The organism is Cupriavidus sp. FW305-26 (genome assembly GCF_058787975.1).
Window position 1 is genome coordinate 68,319 of sequence record NZ_JBYTAH010000014.1, and the last position, 15,790, is coordinate 84,108.

14 protein-coding genes are annotated in these 15,790 nt (G+C 68.6%); 13 read left to right on the top strand and 1 reads right to left on the bottom strand.

Going from position 1 to position 15,790, the window contains the following annotated elements:
- Positions 1-25 precede the first annotated feature (25 nt).
- The 8 genes from AC3WQZ_RS11000 (at position 26) to AC3WQZ_RS11035 (ending at position 9,393) form a co-directional block, all read left to right on the top strand.
- A complete protein-coding gene (locus AC3WQZ_RS11000) occupies positions 26-880 on the top strand; it encodes an IclR family transcriptional regulator (protein ID WP_058697875.1) in 855 nt (284 codons plus the stop codon).
- A 5-nt stretch (positions 881-885) separates the two neighbouring features.
- Complete coding sequence (locus tag AC3WQZ_RS11005; protein WP_011616778.1) at positions 886-1,689, top strand: SDR family oxidoreductase; 804 nt, start codon at positions 886-888, stop codon at positions 1,687-1,689.
- A complete protein-coding gene (locus AC3WQZ_RS11010) occupies positions 1,682-3,397 on the top strand; it encodes a thiamine pyrophosphate-binding protein (protein WP_010811683.1) in 1,716 nt (571 codons plus the stop codon). The genes AC3WQZ_RS11005 and AC3WQZ_RS11010 overlap by 8 nt, the downstream gene beginning before the upstream one ends.
- 12 nt (positions 3,398-3,409) lie before the next feature.
- Entirely contained in the window at positions 3,410-4,210 is an 801-nt protein-coding gene (locus AC3WQZ_RS11015) for an aspartate dehydrogenase (protein WP_010811682.1), read from the top strand.
- 41 nt (positions 4,211-4,251) lie between these two features.
- The gene (locus tag AC3WQZ_RS11020) at positions 4,252-5,730 is read left to right on the top strand and encodes an aldehyde dehydrogenase (RefSeq protein ID WP_058697857.1); all 1,479 of its coding nucleotides are present in this window, start codon (positions 4,252-4,254) and stop codon (positions 5,728-5,730) included.
- A 23-nt stretch (positions 5,731-5,753) separates the two neighbouring features.
- Positions 5,754-6,728, top strand: coding sequence for a VOC family protein (locus AC3WQZ_RS11025; RefSeq protein ID WP_011616780.1), 975 nt, complete (start codon positions 5,754-5,756; stop codon positions 6,726-6,728).
- Between the two features lie 26 nt (positions 6,729-6,754).
- Positions 6,755-7,711 (top strand): PDR/VanB family oxidoreductase, encoded by a 957-nt coding sequence (locus AC3WQZ_RS11030; protein ID WP_010811679.1) that lies wholly within the window; start codon positions 6,755-6,757, stop codon positions 7,709-7,711.
- Between the two features lie 374 nt (positions 7,712-8,085).
- Positions 8,086-9,393 carry an MFS transporter gene (locus AC3WQZ_RS11035; RefSeq protein WP_231881505.1) on the top strand — a complete coding sequence of 436 codons (1,308 nt, stop codon included), beginning with the start codon at positions 8,086-8,088 and terminating at the stop codon, positions 9,391-9,393.
- Between the two features lie 61 nt (positions 9,394-9,454).
- Here the strand turns inward: AC3WQZ_RS11035 and AC3WQZ_RS11040 are convergent, their stop codons facing one another.
- Positions 9,455-9,973: a MarR family winged helix-turn-helix transcriptional regulator gene (locus AC3WQZ_RS11040; RefSeq protein ID WP_010811677.1), complete on the bottom strand. Its 519-nt coding sequence runs from the start codon at positions 9,971-9,973 to the stop codon at positions 9,455-9,457.
- Between the two features lie 322 nt (positions 9,974-10,295).
- Between AC3WQZ_RS11040 and AC3WQZ_RS11045 the strand changes: the two genes are divergently transcribed.
- The 5 genes from AC3WQZ_RS11045 to AC3WQZ_RS11065 are packed head-to-tail and all read left to right on the top strand — an operon-like array spanning position 10,296 to position 15,701.
- Complete coding sequence (locus AC3WQZ_RS11045) at positions 10,296-11,288, top strand: Bug family tripartite tricarboxylate transporter substrate binding protein (protein ID WP_011616781.1); 993 nt, start codon at positions 10,296-10,298, stop codon at positions 11,286-11,288.
- A 49-nt stretch (positions 11,289-11,337) separates the two neighbouring features.
- Complete coding sequence (locus AC3WQZ_RS11050; protein WP_492300543.1) at positions 11,338-13,629, top strand: xanthine dehydrogenase family protein molybdopterin-binding subunit; 2,292 nt, start codon at positions 11,338-11,340, stop codon at positions 13,627-13,629.
- On the top strand, positions 13,622-14,488 hold the full coding sequence (locus AC3WQZ_RS11055) for an FAD binding domain-containing protein (protein ID WP_010811674.1): 867 nt from the start codon (positions 13,622-13,624) through the stop codon (positions 14,486-14,488). The genes AC3WQZ_RS11050 and AC3WQZ_RS11055 overlap by 8 nt, the downstream gene beginning before the upstream one ends.
- A gap of 9 nt (positions 14,489-14,497) precedes the next feature.
- Positions 14,498-14,974 (top strand): (2Fe-2S)-binding protein, encoded by a 477-nt coding sequence (locus AC3WQZ_RS11060; RefSeq protein ID WP_010811673.1) that lies wholly within the window; start codon positions 14,498-14,500, stop codon positions 14,972-14,974.
- Positions 14,964-15,701: an SRPBCC family protein gene (locus AC3WQZ_RS11065; protein ID WP_010811672.1), complete on the top strand. Its 738-nt coding sequence runs from the start codon at positions 14,964-14,966 to the stop codon at positions 15,699-15,701. Before AC3WQZ_RS11060 ends, AC3WQZ_RS11065 begins: the two co-directional genes overlap by 11 nt.
- The last annotated feature ends 89 nt before the right edge of the window (positions 15,702-15,790 follow it).

Below are 15,790 nucleotides of genomic sequence, written 5' to 3' on the forward strand. Positions count from 1 at the left end.
CCGTCAGCACGCATCCACCGAAGCCATGAGCAGCAACCCCATCCCGGCCACGCCCGCCGCCAGCGAAACCCCGGACAAGTACATCGTCCCGGGCCTGGAGCGCGGCCTGCGCCTGCTGAGCGAGTTCAGCAGCAAGGACCGCACCATGTCGGCAGCGGAACTGGCGCGCCGCCTGAAGGTGCCGCGCTCGACCGTGTTCCGCCTGCTGGCCACGCTGGAAATGCTGGGCTTTGTCGAGCGCGCCGATGGCGGCCGGGATTTCCGGCTGGGCATGGCCGTGCTGCGCCTGGGGTTTGAATACCTGGCGTCGCTGGAGCTGACCGAGCTGGGCCGCCCGCTGCTGGAGCGGCTGCGCGACGAGATCGGCTATCCCAGCAACCTGGTGGTGCGCGACGGGCGTTCGATCGTCTACGTGGCCAAGGCGGTGTCGCCGCGGCCGTTTGCCAGCTCGGTCAACGTCGGCACGCGCCTGCCCGCGCATGCCACGGTGCTGGGGCGCGTGCTGCTGGAAGACCTGTCGCTGGCGGAGCTGCGCACGCTGTACCCGGAGACGCAGCTTGCGGTGTTTTCCGAGAGCACGCCGCGCACCGTCGACGAGCTGCACGAGATCGTGCAGCGCGACCGCGAGCGCGGCTACGTGCTGCAGGAAGGCTTTTTCGAAGCCAGCATTTCCACCATCGCCGCGCCCGTGCGCGACCGCACCGGCAAGGTGGTGGCGGCGTTGGGCGCCACCATCCCCGCCGCGCATATCGATCCGGCGCAACTGGATGCGATGGTGGAGAAGGTCAGGGATACCGCGGGCGAGTTGTCGCGCCTGCTCGACTACCGCCCGTCGCTGCGCAGCAGCGGCGCCAAGGTGGTGAATCTGTATCGGGAGTGAGGACAATGTCCATGATTGAACTCGGCGGCAAGGTTGCCGTCGTCACCGGCGGGTCCTCCGGCATCGGGCTGGCGACCGTCGAGCTGCTGCTCGAAGCGGGCGCCGCCGTGGCCATGTGCGGCCGCGACGAGAACCGACTGCGCAGCGCCGAAGCGCAGCTGCGCGAGAAATTCCCCGGGTGCCGGCTCCATGCCGCCACCTGCGACGTGCTCAAGCCTGAACAGGTCGCCGCCTTTGCCGCTGCCGTGCAGGCCACGCTGGGCAACGTCGACATGCTGGTCAACAACGCCGGCCAGGGCCGTGTCTCCACCTTCGCCAACACCGAGGACGCGGCCTGGATGGAAGAACTGCAGCTCAAGTTCTTCTCCGTGATCCACCCGACGCGCGCGTTCCTGCCGCAGCTTGAGAAGTCAGGCCAGGGCGCCATCGTCTGCGTCAACTCGCTGCTGGCGCAGCAGCCGGAGCCGCACATGGTGGCGACTTCCGCCGCGCGTGCCGGCGTGCTCAACCTGGTGCGCTCGATGGCCACCGAGTTTGCGCCCAAGGGCGTCCGCGTCAACGGCATCCTGATCGGCCTGGTCGAATCGGGCCAGTGGCGCCGCCGCTTCGAGGCGCGCCCTGAAGCAGACCGCCACCTGGACTGGGCCGCATGGACCGCGCGCCTGGCCCAGCAGAAACATATTCCCCTTGGCCGCCTGGGCCTGCCGGTCGAGGCAGCCCGCGCCATCCTGTTCCTTGCCTCGCCGTTGTCTTCGTACACCACGGGCAGCCATATCGATATCTCCGGAGGACACTCCCGTCATGCCTAATCAACAACAGTACGAGCAACAGCAGGTCACCGTCGGTTGCGCCATCACGGCGTTTCTCGAGCAGTGCGGCGTCAAGGCCGCCTTCGGCGTGATCTCGATCCACAATATGCCGATCCTCGACGCCATGGGCGAGCGCGGCAAGATCCGCTTCGTGCCGGCGCGCGGCGAAGCGGGCGGCACCAATATGGCCGATGCCTATGCCCGCACCACCGGTGGCCTGGGCGTGTGCCTGACCAGCACCGGCACCGCCGCGGGCAACGCCGCCGGCGCCATGGTCGAAGCGCTGACCGCCGGCACGCCGATGCTGCATATCACCGGCCAGATCGAAACGCCTTACCTGGACCAGAGCCTCGCCTACATCCACGAAGCGCCGGACCAGCTCACCATGCTCAAGGCCGTGTCCAAGGCCGCCTTCCGCATCCGCAGCGCCGACACCGCCATCAGCACCATCAAGCTGGCCGTGCAGACCGCGCTGACGGCGCCGACCGGCCCGGTCAGCGTGGAGATCCCCATCGACATCCAGGCCGCGCTGATCGAGATGCCGGCCGACCTGCAGCCGCTGACGGTGCCGCAGCACGTGCCGTCGGCACATGCGCTGGACGCGCTGGCCGAGCGCCTGGCCAAGGCCAAGCGCCCGCTGCTGTGGCTGGGCGGCGGTGCGCGCCACGCCAGCAAGCAGGTGCAGCGCCTGCTGGACCTGGGCTTCGGCGTGGTCACCAGCACGCAAGGCCGCGGCATCGTGCCGGAAGACGATCCCCGTTCGCTGGGCGCCTACAACCTGCATAAGCCGGTCGAGGCCTTCTACCAGACCTGCGACGCGATGCTGGTGGTGGGCTCGCGCCTGCGCGGCAATGAAACCCTGAAGTACGAACTGAAGCTGCCGCGCCCGCTGCTGCGCATCGACGCCGACCCGGCCGCCGAAGGCCGCTGCTACCTGAGCGACTACTTTGTCAGCGGCGACGCCGCGCTGGCGCTGGACGCCCTGGCGGATCGGCTTGAAAAGCGCATGCAGATCGACCCGGCCTTCGCCGCCGACCTGCGCCGCGCCCATGACACCGCCGTCAACAGCCTGGTCGACGGCCTGGGCCCGTACTCGGCGCTGGTGCAGGCGCTGCAGGGCGCGGTCGGCCGCAGCTTCAACTGGGTGCGCGACGTGACCGTGTCGAACAGCACCTGGGGCAACCGCCATCTGCGCATCTTCGATTCGCGTGCCGGCGTGCATGCGCTGGGCGGCGGCATCGGCCAGGGTCTGGCGATGGGCATCGGCGCCGCGATCGGTGCTGCGGCGACCGCTTCGGGCAAGAAGACCTTCACGCTGGCCGGCGACGGCGGTTTTATCCTGAACCTGGGCGAACTGGCCACCGCGGTGCAGGAACGCGCCGACATGGTGATCGTGCTGATGAACGACAAGGGCTACGGCGTGATCAAGAACATCCAGGACGCCCAGTACGGCGGCCGCCGCCACTACGTGGACCTGCATACCCCGGACTACGCCACGCTGGCCAAGTCGCTGTCGCTGCGCCATGCGCGCGTGAGCAACCTGGCCGAGGTCGGCGCCGCGCTGGAAGCGGCCACGGTCGAGTCGGGCCCGTTCCTGCTGGAGATCGACATGCTGTCGATCGGTTCCTTCAAGACCATCTTCGCCGGCCCCCCGGTGAACAAGGACAACGAAGAGCCGGCGCGCGAACAAACCACTGTCACCGCCTGAGGGAGACCGGAGATGCTGCATGTGTCCATGGTTGGCTGCGGCGCGATCGGCCGCGGCGTGATGGAATTGCTCAAGAGCGATCCCGAGGTGGTGTTCGACGTGGTGATCGTGCCGGAGCACACGATGGACGAGGCCCGCGACGCGGTCACCGCGCTGGCGCCGGGCGCCCGCGTGGCGACGCACCTGGACGACCAGCGTCCCGACCTGCTGGTCGAGTGCGCCGGCCACCATGCGCTGGAAGAGCACATCGTGCCGGCGCTGGAACGCGGCATCCCGTGCATGGTGGTGTCGGTGGGCGCGCTGTCCGAGCCCGGCATGGCCGAGCGGCTGGAAGCGGCCGCGCGCCGCGGCGGCACCCAGGTGCAGCTGTTGTCAGGTGCGATCGGCGCGATCGATGCGCTGGCCGCGGCGCGTGTCGGCGGGCTGGACGAAGTCATCTACACCGGCCGCAAGCCGGCTCGCGCCTGGGCCGGCACGCCGGCCGAGCAGCTCTTCGACCTGGATGCGCTGACCGAGGCGACCGTGATCTTCGAAGGCACGGCCCGCGACGCGGCGCGTCTGTATCCCAAGAACGCCAACGTGGCCGCCACGGTGTCGCTGGCAGGCTTGGGGCTGGACCGCACCTCGGTCAAGCTGCTGGCCGACCCGCATGCGGTGGAGAACGTGCACCACGTGGAAGCGCGCGGCGCCTTCGGCGGCTTCGAGCTGACGATGCGCGGCAAGCCGCTGGCGGCCAATCCCAAGACTTCCGCGCTGACCGTGTTCAGCGTGGTGCGCGCACTGGGAAACCGGGCGCACGCGGTATCGATCTAGTCCCGGCAGCCAACGCCCCACAGACTTAGCAGGCAACGACAATGAAGACGCAAGAAGTACTCCCCATCTGCATCGCGGGCGAATGGCGCCTGGGGACCGGCGACCGCTATGGCACCCGCTATCCGGCTACCGGCGAAGTGGTGGCAGAACTGAACGCCGCCAGCCTGGCGGACGTGGAAGAAGCGGTGCGGGGCGCCCATCAGGCCTTCCTCACCAGCGGCTGGGCCCAACGCAAGCCGCATGAGCGCGCCGCCGTGCTGTACCGCGTGGCCGAGCTGATCCGCGCCCAGGGCGAGCAGCTGGCCCAGCGCCAGCGCCTGGACAACGGCAAGCCGATCAGCGAGACGCGCGCCCTGGTGGCCAGCGCCGCCGGCACCTTCCAGTTCTTTGCCGCCGCCTGCGAGACGCTGGAAGAAACCATCACGCCGCAGCGCGGCGACTGCCTGACCATGAGCGTATACGAGCCGATGGGCGTGGTTGCGGCGATCACGCCGTGGAACTCGCCGATCGCCAGCGAGGCGCAGAAGATGGCGCCCGCGCTCGCCGCCGGCAACGCCGTGGTGGTCAAGCCCGCCGAGGTCACGCCGCTGATGGCGCTGGAGCTGGCGCGCATCTGCGAAGAGGCCGGCGTGCCCAAGGGCCTGCTCAGCGTGCTGCCCGGCAAGGGTTCGGTCATCGGCGACGCCATCACCAAGCATCCGCTGGTGCGCCGCGTGTCGTTCACCGGCGGCACCACCACCGGCAAGCACATCGCCCATATCGCCGCCGACAAGATGATGCCGGTGTCGCTGGAACTGGGCGGCAAGTCGCCGACCATGGTGTTCGACGATGCCGACCTGGACCACGCGGTCAACGGCGTGCTGTACGGCATCTTCAGCTCGTCGGGCGAGTCGTGCATCGCCGGCTCGCGCCTGTTCGTGGCGCGCTCGCAGTACGAGGCCTTTATCGACCGCCTGGCCGCGGGCGCCGCGCACCTGCGCGTGGGCGACCCCGCCGACGAGCGTACCCAGATGGGCCCGCTGATTACCGACCGCCACCGCGACAGCATCGAGTCGTACGTGGCCGCCGGCGTGGAAGAGGGCGGCCAGCTGCGCACCGGCGGCCTGCGCCCAGACGTGGCCGGCCTGCCCAACGGCTATTTCTACACGCCGACCATCATCGAAGGGCTGGATAACAACGCCCGCATCTGCCAGGAAGAGATCTTCGGGCCGGTGCTGGTCGCAATCCCGTTCGACGACGAGGATGACCTGATCGCGCAGGCCAACGACAGCGTCTATGCGCTTGCCGCGGGCATCTGGACGCGCGACTACAAGCGCGCCTGGCGCGTGGCACGCGCCGTGCAGGCGGGCAATGTGTGGATCAACACCTACAAGCAATTCTCGATCGCGACGCCGTTCGGCGGCTGGCGCGACAGCGGCCTGGGCCGCGAGAAGGGGCGGCTTGGCATCCTGCAGTACATGGAGCAGAAGAGCGTGTACTGGGGCCTGAACGAACAACCGCTGCCGTGGGCCAACCACTGAACCCGGCAGGCTGGAGAGAAGCAATGATCAAGGTATTGGGGATCGACGAGATCGTCTACGGCGCGGATGACTTTGACGCCTGCCGTGGCTTTTTCACCGACTGGGGCCTGGCCATCAAGCGCGACGATGCGCAGGGCCTGGATTTTGAAACGCTGAACGGCTGCCGCGTGCTGGTGCGCCGCATCGACGATGCCACGCTGCCGCCCGCGATCGAGGCCGGCCCGACGCTGCGCGAAGTGGTGTGGGGCGTCGAGTCACAGGCCTCGCTGGACCAGCTCGCCAAGGCAATCGCTGATGCACCGGGCTTCGTGAAGCAAGGCGAGGGCGATACGCTGCGCGTGGGCTGCACCGATCCGAACGGCCTGGCCGTGCGTTTCCAGGTCACCCGCAAGCATGACGTGCAGGTCGAATGCGCGCTGATGAACACGTGGAACGACAAGCCGCGCCTGAACCAGCGCAGCCCGATCTACGACCATGCCACCCCGATCGAAGTGGGCCACGTGGTGTTCTTCGTCAAGGACGTCAAGGCCACTGAGCGCTTCTATGTCGAGAAGTTCGGCTTCGTGCCGTCGGACCGCTACCCGGACCGCGGCGCCTTCCTGCGCTGCACGCCCGAAGGCGGCCACCACGACCTGTTCCTGCTGCAGCTGCCGGAACCGAAGAGCGGCCTGAATCACGTCGCCTTCACCGTGCGCGACATCCACGAAGTCTTCGGCGGCGGCATGCATGTCTCGCGCAAGGGCTGGGATACGCAGCTCGGCCCGGGCCGGCACCCGATCTCGTCGGCCTACTTCTGGTACTTCAAGAACCCGGCCGGCGGCCTGATCGAGTACTACGCCGACGAAGACCAGCTCGACGAACACTGGGAGCCGCGCGCTTTCGAGCCGGGCCCGACCATGTTCGCCGAATGGGCGATCGAAGGCGGCATCGACGGCAACACCCGCCGCCAGAAGAACGCGGGCGGACCGGCAGGCAAGTTCCTGACCGAGAAGCGGTAAGTCAGCAGCAATCGAAGGAAGCAGCAATGAGTGCCCACCAGTCCCTGACCCTGCGCGTCCACGCCATGCGCTATGAAGCGCGCGGCGTGGTCAGCATCGAACTGCAAGATCCCGAAGGGAAGACCCTGCCCGAGTACAGCCCGGGCGCCCATATCGACCTGCACCTGGGCAACGGCCTGGTGCGCAGCTACTCGCTGTGCGGCGCGCCCGAAGCGCGCCGGCGCTATACCGTGGGCGTGCTGCTGGACCGCGGCAGCCGCGGCGGTTCGCGCTACGTGCATGAGCAGCTGCGCGTGGGCGCCACGCTGACCGTGGGGGCGCCGCGCAACAACTTCGAGCTGGACGAAAGCGCCGCGCACACCGTGCTGGTCGCCGGCGGCATCGGCGTCACGCCGATCGTCTGCATGGCGCGCCGCCTGGCCGAGCTGGGCAGGTCGTTCACGCTGATCTACTGCGCCCGTTCGCGTGCCGAGGCCGCATTCGTCGAACAGCTGTCGGCCCATGGCGATGCCGTGCACTTTCACTTCGACGACGAGGCCGGCGTGCCGCCGGACCTGAACGCGATGCTGGCCGGCCAGGAGGTGCAGACGCACTTCTACTGCTGTGGCCCCGGTCCGATGCTGAAGGCGTTCGAGGCTGCCTGCGAAGCGCATGGCTACCCGAACGTGCATATCGAGCGCTTTGCCGCCGACCCCTCGACCGAGGCGGTGCAGGAGGGCGAGTACACCGTGTCGCTGTCGCGCACCGGCACCACCGTCAAGGTGCCGTCCGGCAAGTCGCTGCTGGACGCACTGCTCGATGCCGGCGTGCAGATGGACTACAGCTGCCGCGAAGGCGTGTGCGGCTCGTGCGAGACCGCGGTGCTGGAAGGTTGCCCCGACCATCGCGACAGCGTGCTCAGCAACAGCGAGCGCGCCAGCAACAAGACCATGATGGTGTGCGTGTCGGGGTGCAAGGGCAGCAAGCTGGTGCTGGACTTGTAATTTCGCGATTGTGTTCTCCCCTCTCCCGCGCGCGGGAGAGGGGCGGGAGAGAGGGCCAGCGCACGCCGTAGCCGATGCGCTGTCGAATCCCGACTGCCTCTTCCCAGGCCGCCGGGCAAGCCGCGGCATCTGCCGTTATCAAGTGCCTGCCCTCTCCCCCGGCCCCTCTCCCGCAAGCGGGAGAGGGGAGCAACCCCCGAAGAATCAAACCGAGAAGCCCCGTGTTAACCCAGAGACAAGACGCAGCGTCCCCCGGCGCACCGGTGGCCGCCACCGCAGGTATCGTGACCACGGCCGACAGCGCCGGCCAGAGCGCGGCGGCGGCCCGCAGCGGCCCGCTCACGCGCGGCAATATCGTTGCCCGCATCGAGCGCATGCCGGGCAACGCCATGCATATCCGCGCCCGGCTGCTGATCGGCCTGGCCACCTTCTTCGATGGCTTCGACGTCATCGCCATCGCAGCCACGCTGCCGCTGCTGATCGCGCAGTGGTCGCTGACGCCGGGCCAGATCGGCGTGCTGATCGCTGCGCCTTCGGTCGGCCAGCTGGTCGGCGCGCTGCTGTTCCCGGGACTGGCCGAGCGCTTCGGCCGGCTGCGCTCGATCGGCTGGAGCGCGGGCATCATCGGCCTGATGAGCATTGCCTGCGGCTTCGCGCCGTCGTTCGAGATCTTCTTGCTGCTGCGCATCGTGCAGGGCCTCGGCCTTGGCGGTGAGCTGCCGGTGGCCGCCACCTATATCAACGAAGTCACGCGCGCGCATGGGCGTGGGCGCTTCGTGCTGCTGTACGAGGTGGTGTTCCCGATCGGCCTGATGGTGTCCAACGGCGTTGGCGCCTGGCTGGTGCCGCACTACGGCTGGGAGGTGATGTACTTCATCGGCGGCGTGCCGCTGGTGCTGTTCTTCATCCTGCGCCGCGTGATCCCGGAATCGCCACGCTGGCTGGCGGAGAAAGGCCGTCTTGAAGAAGCCGATGCCGCACTGCGTGCGTTCGAGGCGCGCGCCAAGGATCCGCTGCCGCCGCCGGTCAATGCCGGCAGCTACGACCGCATGACCCAGCACCCGCGCCGGCGCGTGCGTGACCTGGTCAGCAAGGCCTACCTCGGCCGCACGCTGGCGGTATGGATGCTGTGGGCAACCTGCGGCTTTATCCAGTACGGGCTGTCGACGTGGCTGCCCACGGTCTACAAGACCGTCTACCACGCGCCGCTGCAGCTGGCGCTGAACCTTGCCGCCGGCGCCTCGGTGCTGGGCGTGGTCGGCTCGCTGGTGTGCGCGATGATTGTCGACAAGGTGGGCCGCAAGCCGGTGATCAACGTGTCGTTCCTGCTGTGCGCGCTGTCGCTGGTGCTGGCGGGGGTGTTCCACGCTTCGAACGTGTATGTGGTAGCGACCTTCTGCGCGCTGGCGATGGGCTTCCTGGCCAGCGGCTTTATCACCGCCTATGTTTACACGCCCGAGTTGTACCCGACCAGCGTCCGCGCGATGGGCTGCGGCCTGGGCGGCGCCTGGCTGAAGCTGGCGGCGATCTTCGCGCCTGGCCTGATCGCCAGCACCATTGGCAGCGGCAACCTCAGCGTCGCCTTCTTCGCGCTGTCCGTGGTGCCGGCGCTGGCGGCTGTCACCGTGCATTTCCTTGGCATCGAGACCAAGGGGCGGGTGCTGGAAGAACTGGAGGTCTGAACGGGCGTGCTGGTCCCGTTCCCTTCGGGCCGCCCCGCAATCCGGGTGCGGCCCTTTTTCTTTATTCCTGCGTGCGCAACAGCTTGCGCAGCCCCTGGTAAACCGCTTCCCGCTCCTCCGGCGACAACTGCCGGATCACCTGCGCCTGCCCCCGCCGCGCCAGCGGCATCACCTGGTCGTGCAGCGCGGCACCGGCTTCACTGATCGCGCAGATCAGCTTCTTGCGCGGCGTGTTGCCGGCTGAGGTCAGCCGCACCAATCCCCGATCCTCCAGCAGCCGCAGCGTGCGGCTCACCAGCGCCTTGTCCGAGGTCGACTGGGTCACCAGCTCGGCAAACGGCAGTTCGCGCGCGTGCGCCAGCAGCGCCAGGATGCGCCACTCCGGCACGGTCAGGCCGAACTGTTCCGCATAGGGCTTGGTCACCGTGCTGCGCAGCGCGGTGACCAGCTGGCTCAGCATCGTGGTCAGGAAATTGTCGACGGTCAGGCCGCTGCCGGCCTCGTCGAGGTCGGTCCACGGGCTGGTGTTGTCGGTGTCTGGCGCGGGCTGGCCGTTGGCGGGCGCGGCGTCACGGGGCATGCGTTCCTCTTGGTCAGGGTCTGCCGGCCGCGGAGTTCGGGCCGGTTGGCGGGCCCGATTGTCTCACAGGCGCTCGCCAATTCCGCCACCGGGTGTCGCTTTCGTGTCATGCAAGAGAATTAAACAAACCAAATAATGTCAATAGGTGTTTAACGTAATTTGAGTTGTCAATATTGGCGACCTAGGATTACCAATGTTCCTGGTGTGAACGTACGTTTTACTAATAAAACAACCGAAAGTGTTGTAACCCGAGCCAACCCTGTTTTCGCGGTGCGCACAACAGCCCACTCCAACCGCGAATGCGCCCCCACAGGAGCTGTTGATGAGACACGAACGCCCCCGCCGCCTTTTCCTTGCAGCCACTGCCATGGCCGCGCTTGCGCTTGCCGCGGGCAGCGCGCTGGCCACCGCCGCGTATCCGGCCAAGACCGTGACCATGGTCGTGGCCTATCCGCCCGGCGGCGACACCGACGCCATGGCCCGGCTCTATGCCGACAAGCTGTCGGCGCGCCTGAAGCAGCCGGTCATCGTCGAGAACCGCCCCGGTGCCGGCGGCGTGGTCGGCGCCAGCTTCGTCAGCCGCGCGCCGGCGGACGGCTACACGCTGCTGTACACGCCCAATCCTTTCACGCTGGCGCCGATGGTGCTCAAGCTGGCGCCGTCGGCCAGCTATGACCCGCTGCACGGCTTCACCCCCGTGATCCAGACCGCGGTGCAGGCGGTGCTGCTGGTGGCCAACCCGCAGGCCGGCATCAAGACCGTCGGCGAGATGATTGCCGTGGCCAGGGGCGGCAAGACGCTGACCTATGGCAGCCCGGGCGCGGGTTCGCCGATGCACATCGCCGGCGAGATGCTCAACCGCGCCGCGGGCGTGAAGATCCAGCACGTGCCGTACAAGGGCGTGGCGCCGGCGGTCAACGACGTGGTGGCGGGGCACGTGAACTTTGCCTACGTCACGCTGGGTCCGGTGGCGCAGTACATCAACACCGGCCGGCTGATCCCGCTGGCGATCACGGACGCAAAGCGCTCGCCGCTGCTGCCCAACGTGCCGACGCTGGCCGAGCTCGGCTACAAGGACGTGGTGGTCGGCGCCTGGCATGGCGTGATGGCGCCCAAGGGCACGCCGCCCGAGGTGGTCAAGGTGCTGAACCAGCAGCTCAACGACGTGCTGCGCCTGCCCGACGTGACCGAGAAGATGGCCACCTTCGGCGCCAGCCCGGTGGGCGGCGCCCCGGCCGCGCTGGAAAAGGTCAACGCGGCCGACTACGAGCGGCTGGGCAAGGTGATCCGCGACCTCGCGATCACGGCGGAATGACCCAGGGCAGCGCATCGCATTCATGCAACCAGACAAGCAGGAGGCCGGCATGAGCAAGGCCATCGTGGGAAGCTCCACGCCGCAGGTGACCGCGCGGGAAAAGGTCATGGGGCGCGCGCAGTATGCCGGCGACATCAAGTTGCCCGGCATGCTGCACGCCAAGGTGCTGCGCAGCCCGCACCCGCATGCGCGCATCGTGCGCATCGACACCTCCGCGGCGAAGGCGCTGCCCGGCGTCAAGCTGGTGGTGACCGGGCACGATGTGCCCGCCCGCAACTGGGGCCCGCACCGCAAGGAGCAGCGCATCCTGGCCTGCGGCGTGGTGCGCCACGTCGGCGAGGAAGTGGCCGCGGTGGTGGCGGTCAGCGAGGAGATCGCGCGTGATGCGCTGGACCTGGTCCGCATCGAGTACGAGGCGCTGCCCGCGCTGCTGACGCCGGAAGCGGCGCTGGCCGATGGCGCGCCCGAGATCCATGCCGGCACGCGCAATATCGGCCATGAGATGCACATCGTGCGGGGCGACGTGGATGCCGCGTTCGAAGCCTGCGCCGCGGTGCATGAGGCCACCTACGACATGCACTCGCAGTACCCGGGCTACCTTGAGCCGATGGCCTCGGTGGCAGCGCAGGACGGCAACGGGCGGCTCACGCTGTGGGCCTCGACCCAGTCCGTGTTCCTGGCGCGCGCGCGGCTGGCCGAGGCGCTGGACCGGCCGGTCTCGACCATCCGCGTGGTGCAGGCGACCACCGGCGGCGGCTTCGGCGCCAAGATCGTCGAGGAGAACAACAGCCTGATCTGCGCCTTCCTGGCCAGCCGGCTGGAGCGCCCGGTGCGGCTGGTCAACAACCGGCTGGAAGACTTCCAGGGCGCGCGCGCCAGCGTGCCGATGAAAGTGTGGCTGCGCATGGGGCTGTCCGCAGACGGCGTGATCCTGGCCAAGGATGTGCGCATCACGGCCGAATGCGGCGCCTACTCCGGGCTTGCCGGTGATGTGATGCACGTCACCGCCATGCGCAGCGACAACATGCACCGCGTGCAGAACGTGCGCTCGCATGCGGTCATGGCCTATACCAACAATCCGCCGCGCGGCGCCTTCCGCGGCTTTGGCGGGCAGCAGATGCAGTTTCCGCTGAACTGCCACCTGACCGTGCTGGCCGGCATGCTCGGCATGGACCCGGTGGAGGTGCACAAGCGCAATGCGATCGGCGCGGGCGAGACCAGCGTGCATGGCTGGAAGATCAGCAGCACCGGCATGGCCGAGTGCCTGGAAATGACCCGCAAGGCCATCGGCTGGGACGAGAAGCGCGCCGCGCCGCGCGGCACCGGCACGCGCCGGCGCGGCGTGGGCATTGCCGCGGCCATGCACGTCAGCGGCAACCGCACGCTGGGCAACTGGGACGGCTCGACCATCCTGCTCAAGATCAACGAGGACGGGCGCGCGATGCTGCAGACCAGCGAGTGCGACATGGGGCAGGGCGCCAACACCATGCTCAGCCAGATCTGCGCGCAGGAGCTCGGCATCCCGCTGTCGCACGTGACCGTGATGGCGCCGGATACCGATACCGCGCCGTTCTGCCTGGGCTCGCTGGCGTCGCGCGTGACCATCATCGCCGGCAATGCGTTGCTGCGTGCCGCGCGCGAGGCGCGCCAGAAACTGCTGGCACTCGCGGCGGAGAAGCTTGGCGTGGACGCGGAACAACTGGCGATTGCCGATGGCCGCATCGCCGCGCCGGGCCAGCCCGACAAGTCCGCCACGCTGGCGGAGATCGCGCGGCTGCATATCTTCCGCCACGGCGGCGAGGGCATCCACGTGCGCGCCACCTATGACGCGCCCACGGTGATGCACGACGCCGACTACTACGGCAACGTCGCGCCCGCGCACTCCTTCGCGGCACAGGCGGTGGAAGTGGAAGTCGACACCAGCACCGGCCAGGTCACCGTGATCGACAGCTTTGTCGCCGACGACTGCGGCAAGGCCATCAACCCGCTCGCCGTGCACGGCCAGACCCACGGCGCGACCGTGCAGGCGATCGGCTGGACCCTGTACGAGAACCTGCAATACGAGGATGGCCGCCTGATGAACGGCAACTTTGCCGACTACACCATGCCGACCGCCGACGCGGTGCCGATGCTGCGCACCGACGTGGTGGAATCGAACGACCCCAACGGCCCCTATGGCGCCAAGGGCGCCAGCGAAACCGCGATCCTGCCGGGCGCGGCGGCGATCGCCAATGCCGTCTTCGACGCCGTGGGCGTGCGCATCCAGTCGCTGCCGATCACGCCGGAGAAGGTGCTGGCGGGCCTGCGCGAACTGAAGCAGAAGGAGGCCGTCCATGCGTGACTTTGCCTTCCTTGAGCCGGCCACCGTGGCCGAGGCCAGCCAGATGCTGGCCGAGCTGGGCGACAGTTGCCGCATCCTTGCCGGCGGCACCGCGCTGATGCTCGGCATGCGCCAGCGCATGCTGACGCCTGGCCACCTGGTCTCGCTGGGCCGGCTCAAGGCGCTGCGCGGCATCACCTTCGATGCGCGCGAGGGCCTGCGCATCGGCGCGCTGACGCTGCATGCCGAGGTAGCGCGCTCGCCGCTGGTGCAGGCGCACTACCCGATGCTGGCCAGCATGGCCTCGCGCGTGGCCAATCCGCAGGTGCGCAACCAGGGCACCATCGGCGGCAACCTCTGCTATGCCGACCCCGCCACCGATCCGCCCGGCTGCCTGATGGCGCTGGGCGCGCGGATCGTGGTCAGCGGCCGAGGCGGCGAGCGCGAGATCGATATCGAGGACTTCCTGGTCGACTACTACGTCACGGCACTGGCGCCGGACGAGATCGTCACGCAGATCCGCGTGCCGGCGCCGGGTGCCGGCGCCGATGGCCGCTATGCGCGTTTCCTGCGCACCGCCGCCGAGCACCGGCCGCTCGCCAGCGTGGCACTGGCGGTGCGGCGCGAGGGCGCGTTCTGCGTCGAGGCGCGGCTGGCGGTGGGCGCGTCCACGCCGATCCCGGCCCGGCTGCGCCGCGCCGAAGCGCTGCTGGCCGGCAAGGCCGTCACCGCGGAACTAGCCGAGGAGACGGCCGCCATTGTCGCCGCGGACATCAACGCGGTCTCGGACATGCGCGGGTCCGAAAGCTACCGGCGCGAGATGGTGCGGGTAGTCGCGCGCCGCACCATTGCCGAGCTGTTCGGCGTGGCATCGGAGTAAGGAATCCCCATGAACCAAGTCAGCATCGAACTCACCGTCAACGGCGAGGAACACCAGGTGGAGGTGCCGGCGCGGCGCCTGCTGTCCGACCTGCTGCGCGACGACCTGAACCTGACCGGCACCAAGCGTGGCTGCGAGACCGGCATCTGCGGCGCCTGCTCCGTGCTGGTCGACGGCGAGGTGGTCAAGTCCTGCCTGATGCTCGCCGTGCAGGCGCGCGGGCGCCATGTGATGACGGTGGAGGGGCTGGCCGCCGACGGCCAGCTGCATCCGCTGCAGCAGTGCTTCATGGACAACGGCGGGCTGCAGTGCGGCTATTGCACGCCGGGCTTCCTGATGGCCTCGTGCGCGCTGCTTGCCAATAACCCCAACCCGACCGAAGACGAAGTCCGGCACGGCCTGAACGGCAACCTGTGCCGCTGCACCGGCTATGTCGGCATCGTTGAATCGGTCCTGTCCGCCGCGGAGAAAATGCGTGGAAATTGAAAAGACCCTGGTCACCGCGGCGCCGCCGGCGCGCGTGTGGGAGCTGCTGCTCGACCCCAACGTGATGGGCGCGTGCGTGCCCGGCATGGAATCGATCGAAGTGCTGAGCGATGTCGAGTACATCGCCCATATGGCGGTCAAGATCGCCTTCATCAACGCGCGCTTCCGGCTGCATACGAAGATCGTCGAGACGCGCGCGCCGCATTACCTGCGCACCGAGGGCACCGGCGAGGACGACTCGGTGGCCAGCTCGCTGCGCCAGTCGAGCGAGCTCTTCCTGACCGCCCTGGACGATGGCGGCACGCAGCTGCGCATCAGGGTGGAGGTGGACGTGCTGGGCCGGCTGGGCACTTTCGGCCTGAGCGTGATGAAGACCAAGGCCGATCGCATGTGGGACGAGTTTGGCGCCAACCTGCTGGCGCGGCTGTCGCCGCAGGGGGCGCAGGCAGCGCCCGAGCCGGCGGCGAAGTCCGCACCTGCGGCACCGGTTGCATCGGCCGCGGCTGCCAACGGCCATGCGGTGCTGCCGACACGGTCCGCGCCCGCACCCGCCGCCGGCGGGCTGTTCTCGCGGCTGTTCGGGCGCGGCGAGGCCGCGCGCGGGCCGCTGTCGGACATCTGCGTTGAGCTTCGCCGCAGCGACGAGACCATCGTGGTGCGGTGGCCCGCCGCCCAGGGCGAGCAATGCGCGGCCTGGCTGCGCGACTACCTGCGCCCAGGGGCATAGGCGGAGCCAGGGCGGGGTCTGCCGGCAATACGGGTACCCTACGGGGTGCAGGCGTGATATATGAGAGCGTTACGCCAAGACCGAATATT

Bases quoted from the DNA above. Each gene is read 5' to 3' on its own strand.
- AC3WQZ_RS11035 (WP_231881505.1), top strand. From the start codon at position 8,086: ATGCCGGGCAACGCCATGCATATCCGCGCCCGGCTGCTGATCGGCCTG.
- AC3WQZ_RS11030 (WP_010811679.1), top strand. From the start codon at position 6,755: ATGAGTGCCCACCAGTCCCTGACCCTGCGCGTCCACGCCATGCGCTAT.
- AC3WQZ_RS11015 (WP_010811682.1), top strand. From the start codon at position 3,410: ATGCTGCATGTGTCCATGGTTGGCTGCGGCGCGATCGGCCGCGGCGTG.
- AC3WQZ_RS11055 (WP_010811674.1), top strand. From the start codon at position 13,622: ATGCGTGACTTTGCCTTCCTTGAGCCGGCCACCGTGGCCGAGGCCAGC.
- AC3WQZ_RS11050 (WP_492300543.1), top strand. From the start codon at position 11,338: ATGAGCAAGGCCATCGTGGGAAGCTCCACGCCGCAGGTGACCGCGCGG.
- AC3WQZ_RS11020 (WP_058697857.1), top strand. From the start codon at position 4,252: ATGAAGACGCAAGAAGTACTCCCCATCTGCATCGCGGGCGAATGGCGC.
- AC3WQZ_RS11005 (WP_011616778.1), top strand. From the start codon at position 886: ATGTCCATGATTGAACTCGGCGGCAAGGTTGCCGTCGTCACCGGCGGG.
- AC3WQZ_RS11025 (WP_011616780.1), top strand. From the start codon at position 5,754: ATGATCAAGGTATTGGGGATCGACGAGATCGTCTACGGCGCGGATGAC.
- AC3WQZ_RS11000 (WP_058697875.1), top strand. From the start codon at position 26: ATGAGCAGCAACCCCATCCCGGCCACGCCCGCCGCCAGCGAAACCCCG.
- AC3WQZ_RS11040 (WP_010811677.1), bottom strand. From the start codon at position 9,973: ATGCCCCGTGACGCCGCGCCCGCCAACGGCCAGCCCGCGCCAGACACC.
- AC3WQZ_RS11045 (WP_011616781.1), top strand. From the start codon at position 10,296: ATGAGACACGAACGCCCCCGCCGCCTTTTCCTTGCAGCCACTGCCATG.
- AC3WQZ_RS11010 (WP_010811683.1), top strand. From the start codon at position 1,682: ATGCCTAATCAACAACAGTACGAGCAACAGCAGGTCACCGTCGGTTGC.
- AC3WQZ_RS11060 (WP_010811673.1), top strand. From the start codon at position 14,498: ATGAACCAAGTCAGCATCGAACTCACCGTCAACGGCGAGGAACACCAG.